At 52.7% G+C, this 25,025-nt stretch carries 26 protein-coding genes; 8 read left to right on the plus strand and 18 right to left on the minus strand.

The window, feature by feature from the left end; genetic code table 11:
* Nucleotides 1-89: 89 nt before the first annotated feature.
* From ACTG3Z_RS09355 to ACTG3Z_RS09385, 7 genes are all read right to left on the minus strand, one after another.
* A complete protein-coding gene (locus tag ACTG3Z_RS09355) occupies nt 90-1,337 on the minus strand; it encodes an MFS transporter (protein WP_439142737.1) in 1,248 nt (415 codons plus the stop codon).
* Nucleotides 1,321-1,881, minus strand: a complete 561-nt coding sequence (locus ACTG3Z_RS09360) for a dihydrolipoamide dehydrogenase (protein ID WP_439142739.1) — start codon at nt 1,879-1,881, stop codon at nt 1,321-1,323. Before ACTG3Z_RS09360 ends, ACTG3Z_RS09355 begins: the two co-directional genes overlap by 17 nt.
* 9 nt (nt 1,882-1,890) lie before the next feature.
* Nucleotides 1,891-3,285 (minus strand): dihydrolipoyl dehydrogenase, encoded by a 1,395-nt coding sequence (gene lpdA, locus ACTG3Z_RS09365; RefSeq protein ID WP_439142740.1) that lies wholly within the window; start codon nt 3,283-3,285, stop codon nt 1,891-1,893.
* Nucleotides 3,286-3,392: 107 nt separating this feature from the next.
* On the minus strand, nt 3,393-3,977 hold the full coding sequence (locus ACTG3Z_RS09370; protein ID WP_439142741.1) for a DUF924 family protein: 585 nt from the start codon (nt 3,975-3,977) through the stop codon (nt 3,393-3,395).
* Nucleotides 3,978-4,071: 94 nt separating this feature from the next.
* Nucleotides 4,072-5,337: an MFS transporter gene (locus ACTG3Z_RS09375; RefSeq protein WP_439142742.1), complete on the minus strand. Its 1,266-nt coding sequence runs from the start codon at nt 5,335-5,337 to the stop codon at nt 4,072-4,074.
* A 98-nt stretch (nt 5,338-5,435) separates the two neighbouring features.
* Nucleotides 5,436-6,494, minus strand: a complete 1,059-nt coding sequence (gene queA, locus ACTG3Z_RS09380; protein ID WP_439142743.1) for a tRNA preQ1(34) S-adenosylmethionine ribosyltransferase-isomerase QueA — start codon at nt 6,492-6,494, stop codon at nt 5,436-5,438.
* Between the two features lie 5 nt (nt 6,495-6,499).
* A complete protein-coding gene (locus ACTG3Z_RS09385; protein ID WP_439142745.1) occupies nt 6,500-9,808 on the minus strand; it encodes a YhdP family protein in 3,309 nt (1,102 codons plus the stop codon).
* A 96-nt stretch (nt 9,809-9,904) separates the two neighbouring features.
* Here ACTG3Z_RS09385 and ACTG3Z_RS09390 point away from each other — a divergent pair, with 96 nt between their 5' ends.
* From ACTG3Z_RS09390 to rsgA, 5 genes are all read left to right on the plus strand, one after another.
* On the plus strand, nt 9,905-10,372 hold the full coding sequence (locus tag ACTG3Z_RS09390) for a peroxiredoxin (RefSeq protein ID WP_439142746.1): 468 nt from the start codon (nt 9,905-9,907) through the stop codon (nt 10,370-10,372).
* The gene (locus ACTG3Z_RS09395) at nt 10,369-11,196 is read left to right on the plus strand and encodes a ferritin-like domain-containing protein (protein WP_439142748.1); all 828 of its coding nucleotides are present in this window, start codon (nt 10,369-10,371) and stop codon (nt 11,194-11,196) included. Before ACTG3Z_RS09390 ends, ACTG3Z_RS09395 begins: the two co-directional genes overlap by 4 nt.
* 199 nt (nt 11,197-11,395) lie before the next feature.
* Entirely contained in the window at nt 11,396-12,697 is a 1,302-nt protein-coding gene (locus ACTG3Z_RS09400) for a DUF5930 domain-containing protein (RefSeq protein ID WP_439142750.1), read from the plus strand.
* The gene (locus tag ACTG3Z_RS09405) at nt 12,687-13,199 is read left to right on the plus strand and encodes a bactofilin family protein (protein WP_439142752.1); all 513 of its coding nucleotides are present in this window, start codon (nt 12,687-12,689) and stop codon (nt 13,197-13,199) included. Before ACTG3Z_RS09400 ends, ACTG3Z_RS09405 begins: the two co-directional genes overlap by 11 nt.
* Before the next feature lie 82 nt (nt 13,200-13,281).
* Nucleotides 13,282-14,361, plus strand: a complete 1,080-nt coding sequence (gene rsgA / locus ACTG3Z_RS09410; protein WP_439142753.1) for a ribosome small subunit-dependent GTPase A — start codon at nt 13,282-13,284, stop codon at nt 14,359-14,361.
* A 92-nt stretch (nt 14,362-14,453) separates the two neighbouring features.
* On the opposite strand, the gene ACTG3Z_RS09415 is transcribed toward rsgA, so the two are convergent.
* From ACTG3Z_RS09415 to ACTG3Z_RS09440, 6 genes are all read right to left on the minus strand, one after another.
* Complete coding sequence (locus tag ACTG3Z_RS09415) at nt 14,454-14,927, minus strand: GNAT family N-acetyltransferase (protein ID WP_439142755.1); 474 nt, start codon at nt 14,925-14,927, stop codon at nt 14,454-14,456.
* 42 nt (nt 14,928-14,969) lie between these two features.
* Nucleotides 14,970-15,566, minus strand: coding sequence for an HNH endonuclease (locus ACTG3Z_RS09420; RefSeq protein WP_439142756.1), 597 nt, complete (start codon nt 15,564-15,566; stop codon nt 14,970-14,972).
* Between the two features lie 187 nt (nt 15,567-15,753).
* Nucleotides 15,754-16,419 (minus strand): alpha/beta hydrolase, encoded by a 666-nt coding sequence (locus ACTG3Z_RS09425; protein WP_439142758.1) that lies wholly within the window; start codon nt 16,417-16,419, stop codon nt 15,754-15,756.
* On the minus strand, nt 16,416-17,045 hold the full coding sequence (locus ACTG3Z_RS09430) for a DNA-3-methyladenine glycosylase family protein (RefSeq protein ID WP_439142759.1): 630 nt from the start codon (nt 17,043-17,045) through the stop codon (nt 16,416-16,418). Before ACTG3Z_RS09430 ends, ACTG3Z_RS09425 begins: the two co-directional genes overlap by 4 nt.
* Nucleotides 17,038-17,769 carry a cobalt-precorrin-6A reductase gene (locus ACTG3Z_RS09435; RefSeq protein ID WP_439142760.1) on the minus strand — a complete coding sequence of 244 codons (732 nt, stop codon included), beginning with the start codon at nt 17,767-17,769 and terminating at the stop codon, nt 17,038-17,040. The genes ACTG3Z_RS09430 and ACTG3Z_RS09435 overlap by 8 nt, the downstream gene beginning before the upstream one ends.
* On the minus strand, nt 17,766-18,806 hold the full coding sequence (locus ACTG3Z_RS09440) for a cobalt-precorrin-5B (C(1))-methyltransferase (RefSeq protein WP_439142763.1): 1,041 nt from the start codon (nt 18,804-18,806) through the stop codon (nt 17,766-17,768). Before ACTG3Z_RS09440 ends, ACTG3Z_RS09435 begins: the two co-directional genes overlap by 4 nt.
* Before the next feature lie 96 nt (nt 18,807-18,902).
* Here ACTG3Z_RS09440 and cobA point away from each other — a divergent pair, with 96 nt between their 5' ends.
* The 3 genes from cobA to ACTG3Z_RS09455 are packed head-to-tail and all read left to right on the plus strand — an operon-like array spanning nt 18,903 to nt 22,293.
* Nucleotides 18,903-19,766 carry a uroporphyrinogen-III C-methyltransferase gene (gene cobA / locus ACTG3Z_RS09445; protein WP_439142766.1) on the plus strand — a complete coding sequence of 288 codons (864 nt, stop codon included), beginning with the start codon at nt 18,903-18,905 and terminating at the stop codon, nt 19,764-19,766.
* Nucleotides 19,763-21,049, plus strand: coding sequence for a cobyrinate a,c-diamide synthase (locus ACTG3Z_RS09450; RefSeq protein WP_439142768.1), 1,287 nt, complete (start codon nt 19,763-19,765; stop codon nt 21,047-21,049). The genes cobA and ACTG3Z_RS09450 overlap by 4 nt, the downstream gene beginning before the upstream one ends.
* 29 nt (nt 21,050-21,078) lie before the next feature.
* A complete protein-coding gene (locus tag ACTG3Z_RS09455) occupies nt 21,079-22,293 on the plus strand; it encodes an MFS transporter (protein WP_439142770.1) in 1,215 nt (404 codons plus the stop codon).
* On the opposite strand, the gene ACTG3Z_RS09460 is transcribed toward ACTG3Z_RS09455, so the two are convergent.
* The 5 genes from ACTG3Z_RS09460 to ACTG3Z_RS09480 are packed head-to-tail and all read right to left on the minus strand — an operon-like array spanning nt 22,279 to nt 24,957.
* Nucleotides 22,279-23,046 carry a squalene/phytoene synthase family protein gene (locus tag ACTG3Z_RS09460; protein WP_439142771.1) on the minus strand — a complete coding sequence of 256 codons (768 nt, stop codon included), beginning with the start codon at nt 23,044-23,046 and terminating at the stop codon, nt 22,279-22,281. The two genes, ACTG3Z_RS09455 and ACTG3Z_RS09460, sit on opposite strands and share 15 nt — an antisense overlap.
* Nucleotides 23,043-24,026, minus strand: coding sequence for an alpha/beta hydrolase (locus ACTG3Z_RS09465; protein ID WP_439142772.1), 984 nt, complete (start codon nt 24,024-24,026; stop codon nt 23,043-23,045). The genes ACTG3Z_RS09460 and ACTG3Z_RS09465 overlap by 4 nt, the downstream gene beginning before the upstream one ends.
* Nucleotide 24,027: 1 nt before the next feature.
* Nucleotides 24,028-24,234 (minus strand): helix-turn-helix transcriptional regulator, encoded by a 207-nt coding sequence (locus ACTG3Z_RS09470; RefSeq protein ID WP_375265752.1) that lies wholly within the window; start codon nt 24,232-24,234, stop codon nt 24,028-24,030.
* Between the two features lie 3 nt (nt 24,235-24,237).
* Nucleotides 24,238-24,636: a hypothetical protein gene (locus ACTG3Z_RS09475; protein WP_439142773.1), complete on the minus strand. Its 399-nt coding sequence runs from the start codon at nt 24,634-24,636 to the stop codon at nt 24,238-24,240.
* Nucleotides 24,637-24,639: 3 nt separating this feature from the next.
* Nucleotides 24,640-24,957, minus strand: a complete 318-nt coding sequence (locus tag ACTG3Z_RS09480) for a DMT family transporter (RefSeq protein ID WP_439142774.1) — start codon at nt 24,955-24,957, stop codon at nt 24,640-24,642.
* Between the last annotated feature and the right edge of the window lie 68 nt (nt 24,958-25,025).

A 25,025-nucleotide genomic window follows, 5' to 3' on the forward strand; every position in this document is an offset into this window, starting at 1 on the left:
CTCTAGCACTTACACATAGGCAAAGCCGCAGATTCGACCAGCCCTGATGTAAGAAAGACAGGTAGAACAAATCAAGAATATACGGAAGTTTAATCTATTGAAGCGAGATATTTGGAGCGACGACGCGCAAGCAAGAGATGAACCAATATCCCGAAGAAACAGAACAAAATGATAAATCCGATCGTCCCTAAAATACCCGAAACTGCGATGATTGCAGCCAATAGTGGTGGCCCGCAGCTTGTTCCAACGTTTCCCAATTGCGCTATGGCACCCGTCGCATAGGCCCTGTCTTGATCACTTTGATTGAGTTCCGCCAAAGCCGCGAAAGACGCACCTGGTACGATCCCGGTCGATCCAATCAAAACTATGCTCAACGCAACGAACAAAGGATCATTCCCCACCACCAACAAAAGCGGGAACGCACTGATTGCGATCAAAACATAGCCAATAATGACGGCCTGAACCGCACTCACAAAACCGAGCAACACAACGCCAAAGGTGAGCGACACGACGATGGAAGCAAATGGTAAGCTCGCGGATAAGCCCGTTCGCCATTCTGGTGCAACAAATTCAGGGAGATAGGTCAGAAGCGCAATATAAAGGCCCGTATAGAAAACAAACCCCAATGCAGCCGCGCTGAGCCATGGGGATTGATAGATTTTTACATGCAGCTTCAGGAGATTGGCAAAATCAAAAGAGTCATGCGCATCTTTGTTTTTTGAGTGCGCAGCCCCGCTCTTCAACGATTTCGAAAGGCATAGACCAATGATCAGCATGTAAAACGCATGCGATAGCAACAAGCCTTGCAGCCCTGCCCGCGCAATGATCCACGGCGCTATTAATGCGACAATCATGTAGGATAGCCCGAAAAAGGAGCTCCAAAGCGTCATAATACCGGAGCGCGCGCGCAAAGAGCTGTGCCGCGCCATAAGAATTGGGCCAGCAACCACAATGAACAGATGGCTGGCCCCTTCAAAAATACGCAGAATGATCAAAAGGAAGAATGGCATAGAAAACGACTGCAAAGCTGACAAAACAGCGGCAGAAAATATGCCCAAAATGAACATTCGCTTGATGCCCAGTCTAGGGCTAAAAATCCCGCCGACCACGCCAAAAACCAATCCGACGAATCCGACACAAGAAATCAAAAAGCCTAACGCAACCTCACCGACTGGATAGATTTCTCGAAAGACATCAATCGTGACAGCAATCTTACCAAATTGCGCAGCAGCACCCAAGCCAGCGCCCCAGACAAGAAGAACAACCAACCAATGCGTAACGTCTTCACCCCTACTTTGGGCGACGTCCTTGGAATGAGAATTAGATTTTTTGAGCAAGTGCCCATGCCGTAATTGGAAAGTCGGAGTCGTTTGTCAGATCGTCGGTATCTGGTGCATGTTCCGGAGGCCAGACCTCTTCTAGGTTTCGAAGCGCAGCTGCGCGATTGCCCCATTGAGCGGTGCGAATGCCAGCTTCATCAAATCCACTTTCGACAAGCAAGTTTTTCAACCCACGCGCAGACCAGCGCGAGTTGTCTTGAGGCGCCGCATGAAATGGAATGTAAAATGGGGTCGCAATGTAGAAATAGGAGCCGCGTTTCATCATTTTGCGTACGTTTTTCGTCGCGGCATAGGGACGATCAAGATGTTCCCACACCTGATCCGCAATAATCAGATCGAATTTACGCGGGCGCCCGTCCTCACCTTCATAAGGTCCTTTGCAGATATCATATTTGGGATACCGAAATTGTTCGTAGGATCCAAAGTTGAAATACTTCCCCCATTGACCTGAAATTTCAGCAACAGACATTCCGCTTAATGGCAATTCTTTCAGCCAAGACCGGCTTATGCGTCGCATCTCGATGCGGTTCAAAGAGGGCATTTGCGATCCTTAGAAGTGTATCGCACGATCGAAAGCATCAAGAACGCTTTCATGCATCATTTCAGACAAGGTCGGATGCGGGAAGACCGTGTGCATCAGATCTTCTTCGGTCGTCTCTAACTGACGCCCGATCACATATCCTTGGATCATTTCAGTAACTTCCGCACCAACCATATGCGCGCCCAGAAGTTCGCCCGTTTTGGCATCAAAAATTGTTTTGACGAGGCCTTCCGCCTCACCAAGTGCAATGGCCTTACCATTACCCATGAACGGGAAGCGACCGACTTTGATGTCGTGACCGGCCTCTTTTGCAGCCGCTTCTGTCATGCCAACGCTCGCCACTTGCGGATGGCAATAGGTGCACCCGGCAATAGAACCCGGCTTGATCGGATGGACCGTTTTGCCTGCGATAAGTTCCGCGACAAGCACGCCCTCATGCGAAGCTTTATGCGCAAGCCAAGGTGCACCAGCGATATCCCCGATCGCGTAGATACCGTCAACGCCAGTACGGCAATATTGATCTGTCACAACATGCGTGCGGTCAATTGTGATGCCCGCGTCTTCCAAGCCCAAATCTTCAACATTTCCGACGATGCCAACGGCAGAAATGACTGTATCAAAGTCTTCTTGAGTAACCTTGCCGCCCGTTTCGATATGCGCAGTCACTTTGCCTTTGCCACGATCTAGCTGCTTCACCATCGATTTTTCGCGGATTTTCATCCCCTGTGCGGTAAAGCTTTTCTTTGCAAATGCGCTGATCTCTGCGTCTTCAACGGGCAGGACACGATCCATAACTTCGACAACCGTGGTGTCAGAACCAAGCGTATTGTAAAAACTTGCGAACTCGATCCCGATGGCACCTGATCCGATGACCAACAACTTTTTAGGCATGCGCGACGGCGTGAGCGCATCCTTGTAGGTCCAGACCAAATCACCGTCGCCTTCAAGACCAGGCAATTCGCGTGCACGGGCGCCCGTTGCGAGAATGATGTGCTTGGACTTTAGAGTTTGTTCGCCCTTGTCGCCCTTTACCACCACGCTTCCCTTGCCAGCCAATCGTGCTTGCCCCATCACAACAGTGATTTTATTCTTTTTCATCAGGTGAGAAATACCTGATGAGAGCTGGCCCGCCACTTTGCGAGAGCGTTTGACAACAGCGTCCAAGTCATACTCAATCCCTGTGGCGCTAAGGCCGAATTCCTTTGCGCGATGCATCAAGTGAAACACTTCCGCGGAACGCAGCATTGCCTTGGTCGGAATACACCCCCAATTAAGACAAATCCCACCCATGTGTTCACGTTCAATGATCGCAACGCTCAAGCCCAGTTGAGCACCGCGAATGGCTGCGACATAGCCTCCAGGTCCTGCACCAATCACGATCATGTCAAAGGAATCTTGGGCCATTCAGAGCTCTCCTGATTTATAAGTGTCATGGGCAAGCTAACCAGCGTGCGCACAAAAGAAAAGGGTGGCCGACTGATCACCCTTTTTAGAAATCAGGATAGAAGAGACTATGCGCTGACGAGCTGTAGATCGCGTACAGTGGAGCCGTATCCACCCGCGTGAATATACTCTTTTTCAGTCTGCGTGAAACGACGGGACAAAGCATCATTGCGGTAAGGAAAGCGACCAAACTTGCGGATCACTTCGCGATGCGCTTTGGCGTGTAACAAGTTGCTTTCGCCCGTTTTTGGCATACGTTCTTTCATCAAACGAATGCACCGTTCTTGATCGCAAAGGTTTTCAGAATGCATCAAGGGCAGATAGAAAAACTGACGCGCAGGTTCATCAATGCGCATATCCCACTTACGATCAATTGCGATTTTAGCTGCCGCAAGTGCCAAGCGATCTGATGCAAAGGCCTCTCCCGTGTCCCTAAACATATTTCGGGAAAACTGATCGGTCAGCAGGATGTAGGCAAGTGCCCCGCTTGGATACGTAAGCCAAAGACCGAATTTGCCATCCATCGCCGCTTGCCATGTCTCACAAAAACGATCACGAATTTCTTGATCTAGGCTATCATCTGCCTTGTACCAATCTTGTGGCTGTTTCTCATCAAGCCAAAAGCTCAATACGTCATCAGGGGCCGCAATCATTTTATTTCTCCCAATTGGGCGTAAACATTTACAAAAATGTTACATCCACAATAAACGCCGAATCTAGTAACAAAATGCGCCGTTTACGACATAATTAGGGCGAAATTTCCTCCATCTGCTCCTCAATTGCGTTTTCAATCGCAATTTCTTGCGCAACCTCAACAAAGACAGGCGAGGATGACGGCATAATTGCCTGAAACCCTGCTGTTTCATCAACGGACGGTGCGGCACGTTGTGTCATACGGAAGGCCGCGTAAACCGCAATGGCCAACATCAACGCCGCGATAAGACCAAAGAACGCTGCAGGGCCAATGCTCGTCATCAGCCAGCCGGTAAAAATGGGTCCAGAGATCGCACCAAGACCGTTAATAAAGACCATTCCACCAGACGCCGCAGCCATGTCTTCATGTTCAAGAAAGTCGTTCGTATAAGCAAGGAACAGAGAGTATAGCGGATTAGACGTCCCACCAATAAGAAAAGCGGCCAGCAGCAAGATCACGATATTGCCCCCACCAATGACGGCTACGATAGACGCGGCGCCACCCAAAGCTGCGGTCAGCAAGATCAGAAAGCGTCGATCCATCCGGTCAGAGATAAAGCCAAGCGGATATTGCATAAGCAACGCCCCAACATAGAATGCTGAAACGAAGAGTGAAATTTGAGGAATGCTCAACCCTGCTTTACCGCCATAAACGGCCGCCATCCCGAATTGCGCAGAAAACACACCGCCCAGCAGAAACATCCCGACAACACCCAATGGCGATACTTCGTAGAGCTTTTTCAAGGACATCGGTTTTGTTGTATCAAATGCAGGTGTCGGTGTGATCGAAAGTAAAATCGGTGCAAACGCGATCGAAACAAGAACTGACGGAACAATGAACAAGATGTAGCCAGATGGATCGCCAAGCAACAAAACACCCTGCGCGGCAACAATGCCAATCATTTGAACAATCATATAAAGCGACAAGGTCTGGCCGCGGTTTTCGTTCGTGGCAGAGTTGTTCAGCCAGCTTTCTGCTGTAACGTAAACGGCCGAAAAACAGAAACCAATGATGATACGGCCGACCATCCAAGCCTCTGCATTTGCGAGCGCCGGATATAGGATTAAAACCGCTGAAATAAGTGAGCCAAGCGCCGCAAAGACCCGCACATGCCCGACACGTCTGATCATATCAGGCGCAGCACGTGATCCGAACAAAAATCCGATAAAATAAGCCGACATTACGAGCGACATCTCGAAGGTCGAGAAGCCCTCGATTTCGCCACGAACGCCCAAGAGCGTGCCTTGCAAGCCATTTCCAAGCATTAAGAGCATCATACCGAGCAAAAGTGCCCATGAATTTTGAAGAACTGAGAACATCGTAAGCTCCGCTTGAGCGAATGGTTAAGATTCGAGCGCTATACCCGTTCGCACGAAACAAATGGTTTACACGCGACACCTGATGTCGCTGTGGCGAACTATCTTTGGGGGATCAACAGCGAGCTGTCTCCGTAGGAAAAAAAACGGTATTCGTTTTTGATCGCATGGCTGTAAATTTTGTCCATGCGGGTTTTCCCCATCAAGGCAGACACCAGCATCATCAATGTGCTTTTTGGCAAATGAAAATTGGTCATTAGTGCGTCTGCTACGTTAAATTCGAACCCGGGATAGATGAAAATATCGGTTTCACCTTCCCAAGGGGTAATTTGACCATCTTTTGCCGCTGCACTTTCAATCAGACGCAGCGCAGTCGTCCCAACAGGAATGACCCGTCGACCTTCCTGTTTTGCCCGCAAAATTTGATTGGCGGCAGTCGCACTAACTTGCCCCCATTCGGCATGCATTTTGTGGGTCGTGACATCATCCACTTTGACAGGCAGAAATGTCCCTGCCCCAACATGCAACGTCACATGTGCAAACTCGACGCCGCGTTCTTGCAGTTGTGCTAGCAAGTCCGCGTCAAAGTGGAGCGATGCCGTTGGAGCGGCCACTGCTCCGGAATGCTCTGCAAACACGGTCTGATAATCGTCTTTGTCCTGCTCGTCAGCCGCACGTTTGGCGGCGATATAGGGCGGCAAAGGCATCGCCCCAGCCAAGGCCAAAGCCGCGTCAAAATCATCGCCTTTCAAATTGAAGGAAAGGACGCCCTGCCCATCGTCTTTGGCAATCAAAGTCGCGCTCAGATCTTGTGAAAAGACTATAACTTCGCCTTCTTTCACTTTGCGCAAGGGTTTTATCAAAGCGCGCCAATCGCCCTCTTGCGCGCTTGGCTCTAGCAAAGTCACTTCGATCTTTGCCTCGCCTGATCCATGTGCGCTTTCACGACGGCGCAGTCCAAAAAGCCGCGCTGGAATCACTTTCGTGTTGTTCAGCACCAAAAGGTCACCAGGTTCGAAAATTTCCGGCAAATCAAAGACATGCCTGTCCTCAATCACGCCTGATTGAGCCAATAACAAACGTGCAGAAGAGCGCGGCGACACCGGGCGCGTTGCAATCAAGTGATCTGGTAAGTCAAAGTCAAAGTCACTCAGTTTCATGGGCATTACTGACTTAATTTAGGCGGCGGTCTGCGAAAAATCTCGCGAAACATTCCGGGGGTGAACAGGCTCAGTGGATTTACATCAAACTTTGGCGCACTCGCAGGTCCGAGTGCATTGAAGTTGAAGCCAATAAGCCCTTCACCACGGCGGGTAAAGATCGAACCAATTCCGTTAATCACAAAAAACGGCGAGACCACACCCTGCATATCAAGCTGTTTGCTAGCCACGTCGTAGTAACCATCCACCGAAAACCCAAGCGATGGCCCAATTGCGCTGCCCTCGGAAACGACAATCGTTTTTGGTGTAATCCTGAACGTGCTGTCCACATCTGTGAAAACTAGCCCCCGACCATCAAGTTGCTCAAGCAAGCCAATCCCGCTCGCTGCACTCAAAAGGGCCAATGCGGGCGGCGCATCGCGCAAGCGCAGATTTTTGATATTAAGCGTTCCGTCATAATGCCCTGCCGTCGCGCGCGGAAACAAACTTAACGTCATTGCCCCCTCATCAGCGCGCTTTAACAAGCCCGCATCGCTCAAGGTTGCGCCCGCATTTGAGCTTGTGATCTGTACGGCTGTTCGCCCTTCGCGGGGCGTCGTACGGCCTGTGATCCGTCCTTTACCGTTCAATCGCGCATTGAAAGTCCCGTTGAGACCGCCACTAGATTGAAACTGACCTTCGAAATTTTGCAACTCGATCTCTTTCGTGACTTGCAACCTTGAAAGCGAAACCTTCAAAGGCGTCGCACCAGCACTGGCCGCGCTGTCTTGCGCAGGAATGCGACGCAGATCCAAAAAGCCGCCATTCAGCGATACGGCAGGCGGCACATTGCGCCCCCGCCCTGTCAGCGTCACAGGAGAGTCGAGCCAATCACCTACTTGAACGCGCCCGAATTGCGCGCGCTCCAACGTGCCCGAAGAGCTTATCGTAATCGAGCCATTCGCCGTCAAACCCGGCGCATCGAAAGCCAAGCTCTCCACGACTGGTGGCCCAGTCTTTTCGCTTCCAAGAAGTCCGCGCACATTGAGTGATCCGCGCGCATCGGCGGACTTACGATATCCAAGCGGCGCAATGGCCACATTCAGCCCACGCAAGTTGGAACTCAACGCAAAGCGCGCAGGTAAATTCGCACGCAGATCCAGCGTGACGTCGCCACGTCCTTTGCCCGAAATCGAGCCGGGTGGTAATCCAATATTAAACGTTTCAACAAATTGCGCCGACAGTTCGACTTGGCCATTCAACTGACTGCCCGCTCCTGGCTTGCCAAGCGGCATGCGCCAGCCGCCCTCGACTGGCACGGCATCAATGCGTCCTGCCCCAGTAAGCGTGATTTCATCGGTCTTCGCGCGCAAAGTCAGTTTATCTGCCGCAATAATGCGCCCTTTAACCAAACGATCGCTTCGAACCTGCGAAATGTCACCCGCAATGTCAAAATTGATTTCAGAGGCTGGGATTTTCTGTTTCAGCGCGAAGCCAATATCACCGCGTAAGTCTGCACGCCCTTCCGCCAGATCTACCGCTTGCCCCGCCTTGCTCAGAAACGAAAACGGGTCTTGATCAAGCAAGGATAGGGCCGCTGTGACGCTGCTGTTTGTAACCAGCTTTACGTTTGCGGGCGCGCCACGCAGACTTACATCAGGAATTTCGAAAACCGTTCCGCTCACGTTGATACGTCCACCTTTAGGGGGCGTCACATAACCTGCCTCTGTTGCGGCTAAAAACCGTGATCCTTCAAGGCGCACATATCCCCGTGCCTCTGTGATTGCAGGCATCGACTTCATAAATCGCAGCGACGCATCCTCATAAGCGAAATCTAGATGTACATCAGGGGGCGTATCCGGCAGCGCGCGAAATGCGAGGCGGGCATTGTTGATGTCGCCCTTTAGGATGTTTTGCTCGATCCAATCGTGGGTTTTTGGCTTCACACTATCCGGCCAGACGTCTAGAACTCTCGTGATATCAAGAGTATCAGCGCGCGCATCAAGGGCAACGCGCCAGCCCTCGTCGCCAATGTCAGCGCGACCATTTGCAATAAGCGTTTGATCGCCCTCGCGCAGAACCAACTGACCGATATCGAGCCGAAACGGATCAAAGACGATCCGCATGTCCAGATCAGCCTGCTCTAACGTCACAGGGGTTTCGTAAAGCTGGTTGGGATTTGCGCGCACGCTGGTTAATCGAAACTGGCCCAGCAAAGCCTCTGGCCAGCCCTCTGGCGCATTTTGAAGCCGCGCCCGCCCTTCGCCGCGTGCTTCAAGCCACGCAGATTTTACACTGACTTCGGAAAACTCAAGCGTGTTTTCATTGGGATCAAAGGCGAAATAGGCCTGCGCGCCATCAAATGGAACCGGCTTTGCTTCATTCTCAGGCTGCACCACGCCTGCACCAATTCGCAACGTCGCATTCAATGGCCCCAAAGCACCAGCGTCATCAACTTCTGTACGCAATGAGCCAGAAATAGGTGCACGCAAGGCTTCCATCCACGCGAGCGCGCCGCTTTGACTTGCAATATCTTCAGATGGAGCGTCAGCAAGCGCGACCCCTATGCGCGCAGCTGGTGAGCCGATTTCGCTTTCATAACTTAACTCTAAAGTGGTTGCGTAATCTTGTCCGCCGAGCAACGCAAAATCAGCACCAATCGAGAGAACATCGTTCTTCGCCGAAACGCGCATACGACCGCCATCAACCGTCCACGCACGACCCGCACGTGCATCTTCATAGAGCACTGTCAGGCTCGTGGCATTCACATCGCGCAAATATCGAAGCTCAGGTTGCACAAGCAATTGATCAAGCCTTTCAACCAACTCGATCAAACTGCCCCCTTCGCCGCTCGCCTGCAGCGCAGAGCCTATGGTCAAATCAAAGCCGCCGTTGCGATCACGACGCAGCTTTATCAATGCCCCCGATAGCGAAATTTTCTTGGGCAAAAACTGACCCCTTAACGCGGCTGGAAAAGACGCGCGTACGCTAAGTTCCCCCAAGGAAGCAAAGGGCAAACCCGTGTCATCTTGAACGCTGACATTCTGAAAGAAAACACGTGGGCTCAGATCAGAGCGCTCAACGCGCAAAGACATTGTGCCAATGCCAACGTCCACACCAGGCAAAGCTTCCGCAATCTTGCGATCTATCTGGGCTTGAAGCCAATCAGGTGCTTCAATGTCTCGCCCAACAAGCAAGAGAAAGCCAATCGCCAGTGCCACGGAAAAGCCGCCCAAACCCGTCAAGATCGCACGTGTCGCGTACCATCCCCAAGGGTGTTTGACGCGCACATCCGGATCGGGCACATCTTCAGGCGTCTGCGGCGCATCGCTCATATCTGTTGGCTAAGCCCTTCGCGTCAAAGCTGGCGTTCTCTTGATCCGCCTCTTCTAATATGAAACGTAGTGCAAGCAAAACCAAGGGGATGAAGAATGATTGATATCGGTGATAAAGCGCCTGACTTTAACCTACCTGCGAGCGGCGACAAATCTCAATTAACTTTGGCGGATGCCAACGGGCCATTGGTGCTGTTTTTCTACCCACGCGATGACACGCCTGGCTGCACGAAAGAAGCGATTGCTTTCACAGACATGGAAGCCGAGTTTTCAGCTCTTGGCGTCACAATCTGGGGAATTTCAGCGGATAGCGTTGCCAGCCATGAAAAATTCGCGGCGAAGCACAATCTCTCGATGCCTTTACTTGCAGATGAAGAGAACACGGTTTGCGAAGCTTTCGGCGTCTGGAAGGAGAAGAACATGTACGGCAAAAAGTTCTTTGGAATTGAGCGTGCAACGTTCCTGATAAATGCAGACGGCACAATCGCCCAAGCCTGGCGCAAGGTAAAAGTACCTGGCCATGCGGAAGCTGTACTCGACGCGGCGAAAGCCCTCGCCACATGAAACCTTTGGCGCAGATGGCGCTTGATGTGTTGCAAACCGCTGATGGCCGCGAAAAGACAGCGTTGTCGCATAGGTACGCGGCAGATTGGCGCGCAGCACGCAAAAACGGGAATGCTGTTGAGATCGGCACAGCCAATCCGCCCATGCATCCTGCCCGCCCGTCTGCGCCAGAACTTCTCTCTCCGCGCGATGTGCCGCGCCGCAAGCCTGGCTCGCCTGACGGCCGTATCGCTTTGCTTCATGCTGTCGCGCATATCGAACTCAACGCAGTCGATTTACATTGGGACATTATCGCCCGATTTAGTCATATCCCGCTTCCCATAGGATTTTATGATGATTGGGTGAGCGCGGCGGATGACGAATCCAAACACTTCAATTTGATGTGCGACTGCCTTGAGGAAATGGGGAGTTTCTATGGTGCATTGCCTGCCCATGCCGGCATGTGGCGCGCAGCTGAAGACACCGCTGAGGACTTTATGGGGCGGCTTGCCGTTGTTCCAATGGTGCTAGAAGCGCGTGGCCTTGATGTGACACCGGGCATGATTAAAATCTTTAAAAATGCCAAAGCCACAAATGCGGTGACGGCACTCGAAACCATTTATGCAGAAGAAGTGAGCCATGTCGCTTACGGTTCTAAATGGTTCAATTTCATGTGTGGCCGCGAAAATCGCGATCCCAAAGAGGTGTTTCACGCGCTCGTACGCAAGTATTTCCACAGCACTTTGAAACCGCCCTTTAACGAAGAAAAGCGCGCGGATGCAGGCATTCCGCCGGATTTTTACTGGCCTTTGACAGAAGATTTACCGACAGAACAAGCAGATTGATCTAAGCGTCAACCCATTGAGTTCGGCGATTTATTGCCACAATTTGCCTATAAAACGTGCCACATTCGCACAGTAGTGTCCAAATAACTTGCGCCGTTGCACCCTGCTGGCTATTCAAGCTCTCAAGGTGCCGTGGGACATTCACTCAAGTCCCAAAATGAGCGCTATATGTTGGGCTGGGACGAAAAGGGATGCTGGTTTGCGAAAACGGCTTTCGATGAAAATTAATGGGCTCTTAGAGCGTCAATTCCCCGAACGCAGGTTGTTCCTGCGTTCTGATACAGACACGCGTTTTATCCGCCTGCGTCCTGTGACGCAGATGATCGGGTTTGCGGGTGCTGCCGCGATTGTGGCTTGGGCCATCATTGCAACATCAATTCTGTTGATGGACAGCATTGGGTCTGGAAATTTCCGTGACCAAGCAAAACGCGATCAAAACGCGTATGAGCGCCGCTTAAACGAACTATCTGCGGAACGCGATTCTCGCGCGGCGGAAGCTTTGGCGGCGCAAGAGCGCTTTAATGCTGCGTTGAGCCAGATTTCGATCATGCAATCTGAACTGCTGACCTCTGAAACGCGCCGTCGCGAATTGGAAACCGGCATTGAAGTCATTCAAACGACGTTGCGCAAAACGATGAAAGATCGTGAAGCCGCACGTGAGCAAGTGGCTGAGCTTTCAGACGGAGGGGCCACCTCTTCCGGTACAAGCGCTACGGACGACGCTGCGGTAAATTTCTTGACCACAGCTCTCGAAGCGACGGCGCAAGAACGTGATCAAGTTGTTGCTGACGCGCAAGACGCGCTTATCCAAGCGGATGAGATGAAAGCCGAAATTGAACAGATGGCCGACAAGAACGACCAGATTTTCCGGCAGCTCGAAGAAGCAATGACAGTTTCTGTCAAGCCGCTCGACAAGATGTTCCGCGCCGCCGGTATGAATACCGACCGCATTCTTAACGAAGTGCGCAAAGGCTATTCCGGCCAAGGTGGTCCTTTGATGCCGCTGAGCTTCTCGACACGTGGCAGTGCTGAAACCGCTGATACGAACCGTGCGAATGATATCCTCAAAGATATGGATCGCTTGAACCTTTACCGGATCGCGGCACAAAAGGCGCCCTTTGCGAACCCTGTTAAAAGCGCGTTCCGCTTTACATCAGGCTTCGGTCGTCGCTGGGGCCGTATGCATAAAGGCACTGACTTTGCTGCTCCGCATGGCACCCCAATCTATTCCACAGCCGACGGCGTTGTAACCCACGCGGGTTGGTTGTCTGGCTACGGGAAGTTGGTAAAAATTCAACACCAGTTCGGGATCGAAACCCGCTACGCCCATTTGTCAAAATTTCGCGTGAAGGTTGGACAAAGGGTCTCGCGCGGGCAACGTATTGGTGATATGGGCAACACAGGACGCTCTACTGGCACGCATCTACACTACGAAGTTCGCGTCGGCGGGAAAGCTGTCAATCCGATGATATTCATTAAGGCTGCAAACGATGTTTTCTAAAAGCAAAATCAATGAACCTGGCCCAAAAGCAGACGGTTCGACACCTAGCACAGCTGACGCACCAGCATCTGCGGCCCCTGCCGTTCCACCACGCTCGTCAGAATTCAAAGCGTCCGCACCAAAGGCAAAGCCGCCTGCGTCAACGCTGTCCGCTGATCTGCACATCACTGGTAATCTCAAGACAACCGGCGACATTCAGGTTGAGGGCACCGTAGAGGGCGACATTCGTGCGCACCTTCTCACAATCGGTGAAAGTGCAACGATCAAAGGCGAAGTCATTGCTGATGACGTTGTCATCAACGGTCGCATTGTTGGCCGCGTCCGCGGCTTGAAAGTGCGCTTGACGTCTACCGCGCGTGTTGAGGGTGATATCATCCACAAGACAATCGCGATTGAAAGCGGAGCACACTTCGAAGGCTCCGTGCAACGTCAAGACGATCCGCTCAACACCAAAGGCGCGGGCAAAGTTCCAACAGGCAGCACTGCGCCGAAAGCAGAGTGATCTTTGCACCTATCAAGAACTCAGAAAAGGGTCGCGTTTCGCGGCCCTTTTTCATGTCTACACAACACCAAACAGGCCAATCATGAGCGGCAAATACGACGCATTCTTTTCCAATACGACTGCCGTGTCGCCACCTGAAAACCCGCTCGAGCGTTTGGGCTGGTCCAGCTTTTTTGCGCAACAAACCGACGCTGACACACTTTTGCAAACCCCACCCGTACGCGTCACATCTGTGCACCGTAGCGGCTTGCAGGTCCAAGGTGCTGAGATCAATGCAGTGTTACCCCCGCGCAAAGATGCGACTGTGGGCGACTGGTTTCTCTACGATGCAGAGCTTCTTGCAGATAGCCAGTTGCTCGAACGTAAAAGCTTGATCAAGCGTCGTTCCCCTGGAAAAGACCGATTTGAGCAACTAATCGCGGCGAATATAGACACGGCGTTTATCGTCACCTCCTGCAACGCGGATTTCAATATCGCGCGGCTTGAGCGCTACGTCGCCCTTGCTTTTGATGCGCATGTGACACCGGTTATTTTGCTGACCAAACCGGACCTGTGCGACGACCCTGACCCGTTCAAAAGCGAAGCAAAAAGCATCTCTGACCTTGTCGCCGTTGAAGTGATCAATGCTAAGTTGGACACTGCGTCTGAACAACTCGCCCTATGGTGCAAAAAAGGCCAAACCGTTGCATTCCTTGGATCTTCGGGCGTTGGTAAATCCACGTTGTCCAATGCTTTGGCTGGCAATGAGAACATCGAAACTGGCGCGATCCGCGAAATTGACAGCAAAGGTCGTCACACCACCACACGCCGTGAATTGCATTTTGTAGACAGCGGCTGCGCTGTGCTCGACACGCCGGGTATGCGCGAGTTGCAACTGACCGATGCTGCCGCTGGTGTGGGGGATCTGTTTGCCGATCTTGAGACCCTGCAAACCCAGTGCAAGTTTCGCGATTGCGCGCATGACAGTGAACCGGGATGTGCTGTGAAAACCGCCCTTGCCAATGGCGACATCGATCAAGCACGTGTCACGCGCTGGCGACGACTTGTGGCGGAGGACGCGTTTAACACCCTGTCCTTGTCTGAACGCAAGCACAAAGAAAAAGACTTAAGTAAGATCATTAAGTCATTGGATTTAAAGAATAGAAATGAGCGACCTAAGTAAATTTATAACAAGGTCTGGCCATTTTTCCCTTGTTTTAACTTTGCAAAGTCAGACGTTGTTCAAGCAACACGCGCGGATCACAGGACATGATTTCATAAGTGTCGTTCAAACATAGCAACGTCTGCTGTGGATAGGTCTTCGCACACCTGAAATCCGTTCTTAATAAGCACACGAACTGATGCGTCATTGCCTTTCGCAACGCCACCGCGCAGGATGACGTGTTGGCTTTGAGCGATGACGCCCGCGACGAGTTCCGACGCATAGCCATGACCCCATGCAGCTTCTTTAAACATATAACCAATTGAAAAAGCGTTTGTTTTTCCGTCACTCTGGTCCATTAAGAACAAAAGACCTTGTAGTTCTTTGCTATGATACATGCGCACCGTGTAAATTAGCGCCGCATCCTTGCGCTCTTTGATCCAGTCAGAAATTGCGCTTTTGCCATCACCCAAAGCGAGCTGTGGCGGTAAAAACTCAACAACACGTGGAGTGAGCATGTTCACGAGATCACGTTCCAACGCTGTGCGCTCTTGCGCGTCTTCCAACGCTACACGCCAGTTTTGCACGCACAATCGCTCAGTGGTGAAGGTCTTAAACAGTGTCGCCCCCTACTCTTCCAGATCGGCACCCCAATACAGAAAATCTAGCCAAGTCTGGTGAAGTTCTTTTTGCACGCGGGCCAGTTTGCGCCCAACTTTATCCAATTCATGCGGTGATGGCGCGCGCGGTTTGCGTAGCAGTTTCATCCCCGCCTCACGCGGCGTTTTGTTGGCTTTGCGCAAGTTACACGACTGACACGCCGCGACGATATTCTCAAACGTCGCAGGCCCTTTTCGAGAGCGCGGAAGGACATGATCAAAGGTCAGATCTTTCGCCGCTTTTTTCGTCCCGCAATACTGGCAGCAAAACCCGTCGCGCAGGAACAGATTGTAACGCGTGAACGCGGCATTCTTGCGTTTGTGATATTGGCGCAGACATACAACAGCTGGCACCTCAAAGGCTTTAGACGCGCTGCGCACTGTCAATTCTTCGTATGTTTTGAGTTGGATAACACGGTCTTGCAACACAGCTGTCATCGCTTCTTGCCAAGACCACGTGGACAAAGGCATCCAGCTGAGCGGTTGCATGTCCGCATTCAAAACCAGCGTGCGATGCGTGTTAAGCTGATGCACATGCGGGTCGATTTCAATCAAGTCAGTGTTCATGCCAATTCCCCTTTGACAGGGTCATTTGGCAAGCGGCTTTGGCCGCCTTTAAACGATACTTTTTTGAAGCTTACATCCCCCATAGCCTACGCCGAGGAGCAGAATTAGCCCTGCTCCTTCCGACAATCACTATATCTAGGGAAAAACGTCTGACAAGCCGTAGAATTACGGCGTGTTTCAGAGACGTTTAAAGGTTCAGTTTGTCGCGCATGAACGCCAATGCAACGGACAGGCCATCAGGTGCAATACCGTGCGCTGTACCCTTCATAATATGCGCGTAAACGTCCTCAAAACCCGCTTTTTGCAATGCATCCGCTGCATCAGGAAGGGATTGAACAGGCACCACATCATCTGCATCGCCATGCACAAGCAGGATTGGCGGACGTACAACGACTTCATCGGCCAACAACTCAGGAGAAAGCAAACGACCAGAAAAGCCAACAACGCCAGCAACCGCATCTTCACGGCGTGGCGCGACATGCAGGCTCATCATTGTGCCTTGGGAAAAGCCGAAAAGAACGACCTGCTCAGGCAGCACATCCTCATCCACCATCAGAGCATCCAAAAATGCGTTTAGGTCTTCAACAGCGGCGTTCATGCCGCGCTCGGCCTCTTCTTCAGATGAGTTATCGATCCAAGGGATCGGGAACCATTGATAGCCCATCGGAGAACCAGCACAGTCTTCAGGCGCATCCGGAGCAACGAAAAGCGTGTCAGGCAGATGTTCCCCCAAAGGGTCCGCAAGCCCGAGCAAGTCCGCGCCATTGGCACCGTACCCATGCAAGAAAACCACGACGGAGTGCGTTTCACCCGAAACCGGCTCGCGCCGCTCTGCATTTAAAACTCGTGTCATCTGATCCCTTCCCGTGATTTTACAACGCGGTAGTAGGCCCAAAGCACGCGCGCTGCAACCGAACGCCAAGGTGACCAGTCTGCTGCGATCACTTTCATTTGCTTTTCTTTGGGCCGTTCTTCCAGCTCGAGCAATACGCGCGCGGCTTCTTGCAGGGCAAGATCCCCGTGCGCAAAAACATCAGCGCGACCAAGACTGAACATCGCGTAAATCTCAGCGGTCCATTGTCCGATACCTGTGACTTGCGTAAGCGATTTGATCACGGTCTCAGACGGCATATCGCGCAATGCATCATAGTCTATCCGGGCCTCGGCCAAAGCGCGGGCATAGCGCATCTTTTGCTGACTGAGCCCGGCTGCACGCAGGTCATCATCGCTCGCTTTGGCAATCGTGTCTTCAGTTGTCAGCTCAAGCCCAACCATGCGCCCCCAGATCGCATTTGCAGAGGCCACAGACACCTGCTGACCGATGATCGCGTTCAAGAGCTGGTCAAACCCTTCCGGCTTTAACCGCAACGGCAAAGGCCCGGTTTGCGCAAGGGCCGTTTTGAAACGCGGTTCAGAACTCGCAAGCCAGTCCGCCCCTTCAGCGACGCAAGTGTCTCCAATGATGATCCGTTCATCCATGCGCCTTACCCCACTCTATGGCCTGTTCAATACGCGACACAGTTGTTGCCACTGGCATCTTCGGGCGTTTGATCATGCCAACCTTGAGTTGAAGAGCGCGTGCCGCTTCAAGCTTGGAAAAGCTAGCACTGCCGCCTGCGTTTTTCACGATGAGCCAATCGACATTCAACCGTTTAAACAACGCAATCTCGTCAGAGACAGAAAATGGCGGTCTTCCGATCAGGTATTCGCCGTTTTCAAACGGGAACGCGCCGTCAGGCGGATCAATTTGGCGACAAATCAACCTGCATTTGGACAATGCAGCAAAGCGGTGAAGCGTTTTGCGCCCCGTCGCTAGAAAGACGGTTGAGCCCGCTTTGATGTGCTGCGCCGCGTCACTTTCGTCAGACAATTCAGTCCAATCATCTTCAGCATTCGCCGCCCACGGGGGTCTGAGGTATAAACAATAGGGCACGGCAAGGTCAGCACAGACCTGTGCTGTGCGCGAGGTGATGTTGTTGGCAAACGGATGTGTCGCATCAAGAACCGCAGTTATTTTCGCATCGTTTAAAAAGTCACGAAAACCTTGTGTGCCGCCAAATCCACCAATGCGCGTTGGCACAGCCTGCTGCTTTGGCTTGCGAGTTTCACCAGCTAAAGAGACCATTAAATCAACGCCTTGCCCATGCAAATCTGTTGCGATCTGGCGACCCTCGCCCGTTCCTGATAGAATAAGAAGCGTCATGCGCGCGCCAACACCTCACCCTTACGATCTATGACGACCACATCCGCCAACACGCTCTGGGGTAGCATTGAACGGATGGTCACCAGCGCGTTTTGTGCAACCCACTCAGCCATGGGCGCGCCTACGGCCTCGTAGGCTTGCAAAGCGGTGTTCATGTCAGCAACGTCTGCACGTCCTAAAACATCGGCCAACGCCTTCAGATCAACCTGCGAGCGCCCCGAATGCAAATCCCTCGCGCCCTGTGCAAGCTTGGTCATTTTGCCGATACCGCCACCAATCGTGACGCGGGGCAGCGGATGTTTTGCGAGGTATTTCAACAAACCTCCGGCAAAATCACCCATATCGAGCATTGCATGATCTGGCAGATCGAACATGCGCTGAACCACCTGCTCACTTGTTGCGCCAGTGCATCCTGCGACATGTGGCAAGCCTTCTGCAAAAGCCACATCAATGCCGCGATGGATGGAGGCAATCCAAGCGGCACAACTGAACGGGCGCACAATACCCGTCGTGCCAAGGATCGACAGACCACCGACAATTCCAAGCCGCGGGTTCCACGTTTTAAGCGCAAGCTCTGCCCCATTGGGGACGCTTAACGTAATTTCAACATCAGGCTTTTCGCCCAAACGTGCGGCGGTGTCTTGCACAACCGCTTGCATCATGTCGCGTGGAACAGGATTAATCGCTGGTTCGCCGACCGCGATGGGCAGACCGGGTCGTGTGACCTCTCCGATCCCTGTGCCGCCTTTAAAGACAACACCGCCGTTAGACATAGAAACACGCGCTTCAATCAACGCATGGTGTGTGACGTCAGGATCATCGCCCGCATCTTTGATCACTGCCGCACAGGCCCAGCCGTCGCCCATTTTGCTTTGGGCAATCTCGAACACTGGCGTTTCGCCGCGTGGAAGCGTAATTTGAACCGACGCCGGCACACGGCCTTCCCACAAGCCACCAAGTGCCGCTTGCACAGCAGCCGTCGCGCAAGCGCCTGTGGTCCAGCCACGGCGTAACTCAGTATCAGGCTTTCTACTCATCACACAGACTATAGGCGCGCATTTATGTGCCGCCAATTCCTCATTGCATGTCGCTTGCCCACTTTCGCAAGTTTTCTGCAAAGGCCATAAGGGGGTATGAGCGATTCACTTACATCCCTGCCCGTCTTGCCGGGCAACGACTGGCCCGAGTTCCAACCCGGTTGGGTTTGGCTTGCGGGCGCTGGCCCCGGTGATCCGGGACTTTTGACGTTGCACGCGCTTAACGCGCTGCGTCAGGCTGATGTAGTGGTCTATGATGCACTCGTGCAGGATGCGATCCTTGCGTGGGCCCCGCAGGCTGAACATATTTATGCAGGAAAGCGAGGTGGCAAACCCTCTGCCAAACAGCGTGATATTTCACTGCATCTGGTTGAACTTGCGCGCGCGGGCAAACGCGTTTTGCGACTTAAGGGTGGCGATCCTTTCGTCTTTGGACGTGGCGGCGAAGAAGGCCAGACGCTAGTGCAGCACGGCGTTCCTATCCGTATTATCCCAGGTATTAGCGCAGGTATTGGGGGCCTTGCCTACGCAGGCATCCCTGTGACGCACCGCGATGTAAACCAATCTGTAACCTTTGTGACAGGCCATGATCAGACAGGCGACACACCGTCGTCGTTGAACTGGAAAGCCATTGCAGATGGCGCGCAGGTCTTGGTGATCTACATGGGCATGAAGCATGTGGATCGGATTGCAAACGCCTTGCTAGACGCGGGCCGTGATCCCGATGAACCCGCAGCTGTTGTTACATCCGCGACAACGCCAGAGCAACATGTCTTGGAAACGACGCTAGGCACGATGGCGCATGACATTGAGCAAGCACAACTCAAGCCACCGTCAATCTTGTGCATCGGGCGTTCTGTTTTGATGCGCCAAACGCTGGATTGGCAGGCTATTGCACAAGGGCTTGAGCCTCGTAATGTTGATCCGTTGGGACGAGGCAGACCCGCCGAAGCATCATGAAAACGGGCACCGGTTTCATTGTTGCGGCACCGTCTTCCGGTTCTGGAAAAACGACCATCACACTTGGATTACTACGCGCATTCAAACGCTTAGGCGTCCAAATGCGTGGTGCGAAGTCTGGTCCTGACTACATTGATCCACGCTTTCATGAAGCCGCATCAGGTGCGCCATGCTTCAACTTAGACGCTTGGGCGATGACGCCTGAGCGCATAATGTCGCTCGCACGGCCTAACGCGCCGCTGATTGTCGAGGGCGCGATGGGACTGTTTGATGGCGCTCCGCCCGATGGACGCGGATCGGTTGCCGACCTTGCGCGCTTGTTGAAACTTCCTGTGATCCTGGTCGTCGATGCGGCCCGCATGGCGCACTCGATCGCGCCACTTGTGTCTGGCTTTGCACATTACGATCAGGACGTTCGTATTGCTGGTGTGATTTTGAATAAAGTGGGAAGTGAGCGTCACGAAAAGATTCTGCGGAGCGCGCTAGGGCCTTTGGGCATACCCGTTTTGGGCGCGATCCCTCGCAGCGCACAAATTTCCACGCCCTCGCGCCATTTAGGGTTGGTGCAAGCGCAAGAGCGTGATGATCTTGAACACTTTATCGAGCAAGCTGCTGATATCGTGGAACAAAGCGTTGATCTCAACGCCTTATCAAGCATTGCAGCGCCGCTACAAGATACCGATTTCGTTAAACGAACCGCGCCGCCTGCGCAGCACATCGCTATTGCCTCTGATCGCGCTTTTGCATTCGCATATCCTCATTTGTTACGGGATTGGCGCAACGCTGGCGCAGAACTTACGTTCTTCTCTCCGCTTGCCAATGACGCTGTCCCAGAAGCGGATTTCGTCTTTTTGCCCGGCGGGTATCCTGAGCTTTACGCAGATCAACTCGCAAGCGCTGACCGATTCATGAGCACATTGGGCAAACATGCTTTAATCAAGCCAATTTACGGCGAATGTGGCGGCTACATGGTATTGGGCGAAGGCTTGATCGACAAACAAGGCGTTCGGCATGAGATGGCAGGCTTGCTAAAGCTCGAAACATCTTTTGCACAGCGTAAGCTCCACCTTGGATACCGCGTGTTAGAAGCGGATCGAGGCCTGTTCAAAGGCAAATGGAGCGCGCATGAATTTCATTATGCAACGACAAAACGCGCGCAGGGAACGCCCTTGTTCAGAGCTCAAGATGCGGAAGGCACAGCCCTTCCTGACATGGGATTGATCAACGGACATGTCAGTGGATCTTTTGCACATATTATAGATTGTGCATGTGAGTCCTTGTGAAGACTGCGCAGCAGCACTAATGCTTTGACATGACTCAAGCTGTTTCCTCTCCCCGCCGCACTGTATTCATCCTAATTCTAGCGCAAGCGCTGCTTGGGGCGCAGATGCCGATGCTTTTCACGATCGCAGGACTAGCGGGTCAGTCCCTCGCATCTAACATCTGCTTTGCCACGATGCCGATTTCAATGATCGTGATCGGCTCCATGTGTGCTGCAACGCCGATTTCTTCGGTAATGCAGCGATATGGCCGCCGTGCGGGTTTCTGGATTGGCACTGCGGGCGGTGCGTTGGGTGGTCTAATCGGTGCAATCGCGCTTTATTATGCGAACTTTCCGCTCTTTTTGCTCGGCAGCTTTTTCACTGGCCTCTACATGAGTGCACAAGGCTTTTACCGCTTTGCTGCGGCCGATACTGCCTCCGAAGCGTTCCGACCCAAAGCGATTTCATACGTGATGGCGGGTGGCCTTGCGGCTGCAATCATTGGCCCGCAATTGGTGAAGTTTACCGCGGACGCATACGTCGTGCCCTTCCTTGGAACATATTTGGTTGTGATCGCGATCAACGTGATTGGCTCTGCTCTCTTTTTGTTTATCAACATCCCCCCTCCCGCAGCCCCTGATGCTGACGCCCCAGCGGCCAAAAGCCGTTGGGAACTGATCAAAACGCCGCGCATCGCAGTCGCTATGATTTGTGGAATGGTGTCTTATGCCTTGATGAACCTAGTCATGACGTCGACGCCATTGGCCGTTGTCGGCTGTGGATACACGACCAACACCGCAGCAGATGTTGTCTCGGGCCACGTCCTTGCGATGTTTATTCCGTCGTTTTTCACTGGCCATTTGATTGCGCGCTTTGGTGTGGAAAAAATCGTCGGTTCTGGTTTGATCATTCTCGCAGCCGCTGGCGCTGTCGCTTTGCATGATGTGGAGCTTGAAAACTTCTTTATCGCGCTCGTCTTACTGGGCATTGGCTGGAACTTTGGCTTCATCGGAGCCACCGCAATGCTGACCGCGGCACACGGACCACAGGATCGTGGCCGTGTACAGGGCATGAACGATTTGTTCGTTTTCGGCGGTGTCACCATGGCATCGCTCGCTTCTGGTGGTTTGATGAACTGCTCTGGCGGCGACCCTGTGCAAGGTTGGAACGCTGTCAATCTGGCGATGATCCCGTTCTTATTGCTCGCAGGGTCCGCGCTTATCTGGCTGATGATGCGCCCGAAAGATCCGTTACCAGCGACCTAACAGTGCCGCCTTTGAAAGCCTGAACGACCCTTGAAGTGCACCTACGTCAAGGCGGCCATCACCAACTGCATGTGGGTGTGACGCTGCTTGTTTCAAAATAGGTTCGGCGTGGGCCAGCGAAATGCAGGCGGCTTTGGCAAGCTTAGTGCGCCCTACCCGAGCACGCTTCAAACGCTCCAGACCGATCTGTGCCAGCTTAACAATCGCGTCGGCTCGGCCATCTAGTAATGGCACGCGCTTGGCGTCTTCGAGTGCTGGGATCGCTTGGAAAAAACCTGCAAGCCCAGCAGCGTATCCTGCATCCTTAGCAACCTCAAAATCAGCAGCCCCAAGTGCATCACATGCAGCAAACAGCAGTCCGCCTGATGTTTGCTCTAGGTAGGTCGTGAACGCAGCTTCGTCCTCGAACGGATCTTTATAAATGTCCCACCTACGGGCAGCGATCAGAGCATCGAGCGCCTCTGCCCCTTTTTTACTAAGAACACGCGCCAGCGGTGTTGCAACTTCATGGCGACGCGCATCTTGTTCTGTGACGATTTCTTCCATCACATCGCGCCACCATTGCAAGCGCATTTCAGCAATCATCGGTTCCTGCGTCACCCATGGGGCACGGGTGATTTCAACATTCGCAGCGTAAATCGGGAAAAGTACTGCGCGTGCGGCCGCGGGCGCCGCCATTGCTGCGCGGAAGCGAAATGGATCGCCCTTTTCCACAATAGCCGCACAGGCGTGCCAATCAGGAGCCTCGTTCACTTGAACACCGCCTTGATCGCTTCGGCGGTTTCATCAGCATCAATGATGCCAAGGTGATCCACACCATCTACGATTTTATATGTGCCTTTGTCTGTCACAGCGCTCATTACCTCTTCGTATTTCTCCGCATAGAACGCTTCGTCCTCACTGCCAACCACGAGGGTGAATTCCGGCATTGCGGTGATGTCTTTTAAGTAATCCGCACGCGGTGCAAAACCAGTGTTCAGACGGTAGGAATATGCTGTCGTCGCAAGGTTTCCATATGGGCCATCCGTGACTTCTGCAGGCATGTTAAACTGGATTGCGGTCAAATGGTTGAGCGCAGTCACGCCAAAGCCGTTCAAAATGCTCAACCCAATGACGCGACGCAAAAGCACATGTGCCCAGCCACCTGACGCTGGACGCGTTGAGGGCGCGTCATGTTTCAGAAACGGCGCAAGCAAGACAGCCTTGTCCATCAAAGCGCCATGCGCGCCACCTGCAAAGCGCACCACAAGACCGCCCCCAGAGGAATGACCGAGTAGAACAACCTTCTGTCCATCAAGCGCTTCAGACGTAATCAAGTCAGCCAAGTCGTCTTCCATTTGACCAATGTAGTCCACATCGCCACGACGCTCAGGCGTTGCACCATGACCGCGCAAATCGACGGCAAGCACATGTGCATCCTGTGCAAGAGTTTGCGCCACTTCATTGAATTGCAGCCCATTCCAACCCGATCCATGCACCAGAATGAGCAACGGTTTGGACACATCTTGCGCGCCATATTTACGCACTGGCATTTGCCAACCATCTCGCATCGCAATCATCTCAGGCTTTGGCGCAGTTGTCAGATTTGAGGCCATCGAAGCTTCGAAGTTCAGCGTTTCACCGTTCTGTACGTCTTTCATTTTCATTGGCCATTGCGATGCAATTAGGCCGAAAGATATCAGCGCGGTAATCACTAAGCTTACCGCAAGAAACTTCAATAATGTCATAAGCATGTTAGTCGTCTTTCACGTAAAATATGTCATGGACCGAACAGTCCAGAGCGATAGAAATCTGCAACGCAAGCAGCGTTGATGGTGTGAACACACGGTTTTCAATCGTGTTGATGGTTTTGCGTGAGACACCGACGGCTTCCGCCAATGAGGCTTGGGTAAACCCCTTCTCGGTGCGATGCGCTTTGAGAGTGTTGTGCAGCTCTGCCATGTCTCAGGACCGCAATGAAATGATGCAAAACGCGAGCATCGGCGACGCGCCGTAGGCCGTCCCAAAAGCCGCAACACCAGTGCTTTGTGAGATCATCCCTTTTGCAACGGCAACTGCGGCCAGAATGAACAAAACAATGCCAAACCAATAGGAGAATTGAACAGACAGCCCCCATTCACGTTTATAAAGCTCATCCATGGCGATGCCCGTGTTGCGTTCACCTGCAACAAAAGCAGACACCCAAATGACGACAGACGCGGTTATTCCTGCTGCCGCCGGACCCCAAACTGTAAAAGGTTGTGGCGTGTTCCAAAGAACCGCAAGCAGCGCGTAAGCGGCGCAAATAGCCCCCGCCAAGCCAAGCACAACCAAACGAATGCGGGCAAGCGTATCAGCATTCATCACTTAACCCTCCGCCAGCTTAAGACCAGCAATGCCGATCACGATCAAAGCGGCACTCGCAAGGCGCAAAGGACTGGCCGCTTCGCCAAAAGCAACGATGCCAATGATAAAAGAGCCAACAGCGCCAATGCCCACCCACACTGGATAAGCCGTGCCAAGCGGCAAAGACTTCATCGCATAAGCCAAGAGCCAAAAGCTCGCGAAGGCGGCAACCGCCACGATCACGCTATAAAGCGGCTTGCTAAACCCATCTGACGCTTTCAGCGCGGAGGCCCAAACCACCTCGAGCCCACCAGAAATTGCAAGTACCAACCAAGCCATCACAGCCTCCATGCAACCTATGGGTGACATGAGTAGCTAAGGTGACATGTAACGTCAAGGTTACTCGA

It is taken from the genome of Planktotalea sp., assembly GCF_965659345.1.
Classification (GTDB): Bacteria; Pseudomonadota; Alphaproteobacteria; order Rhodobacterales; family Rhodobacteraceae; genus Planktotalea.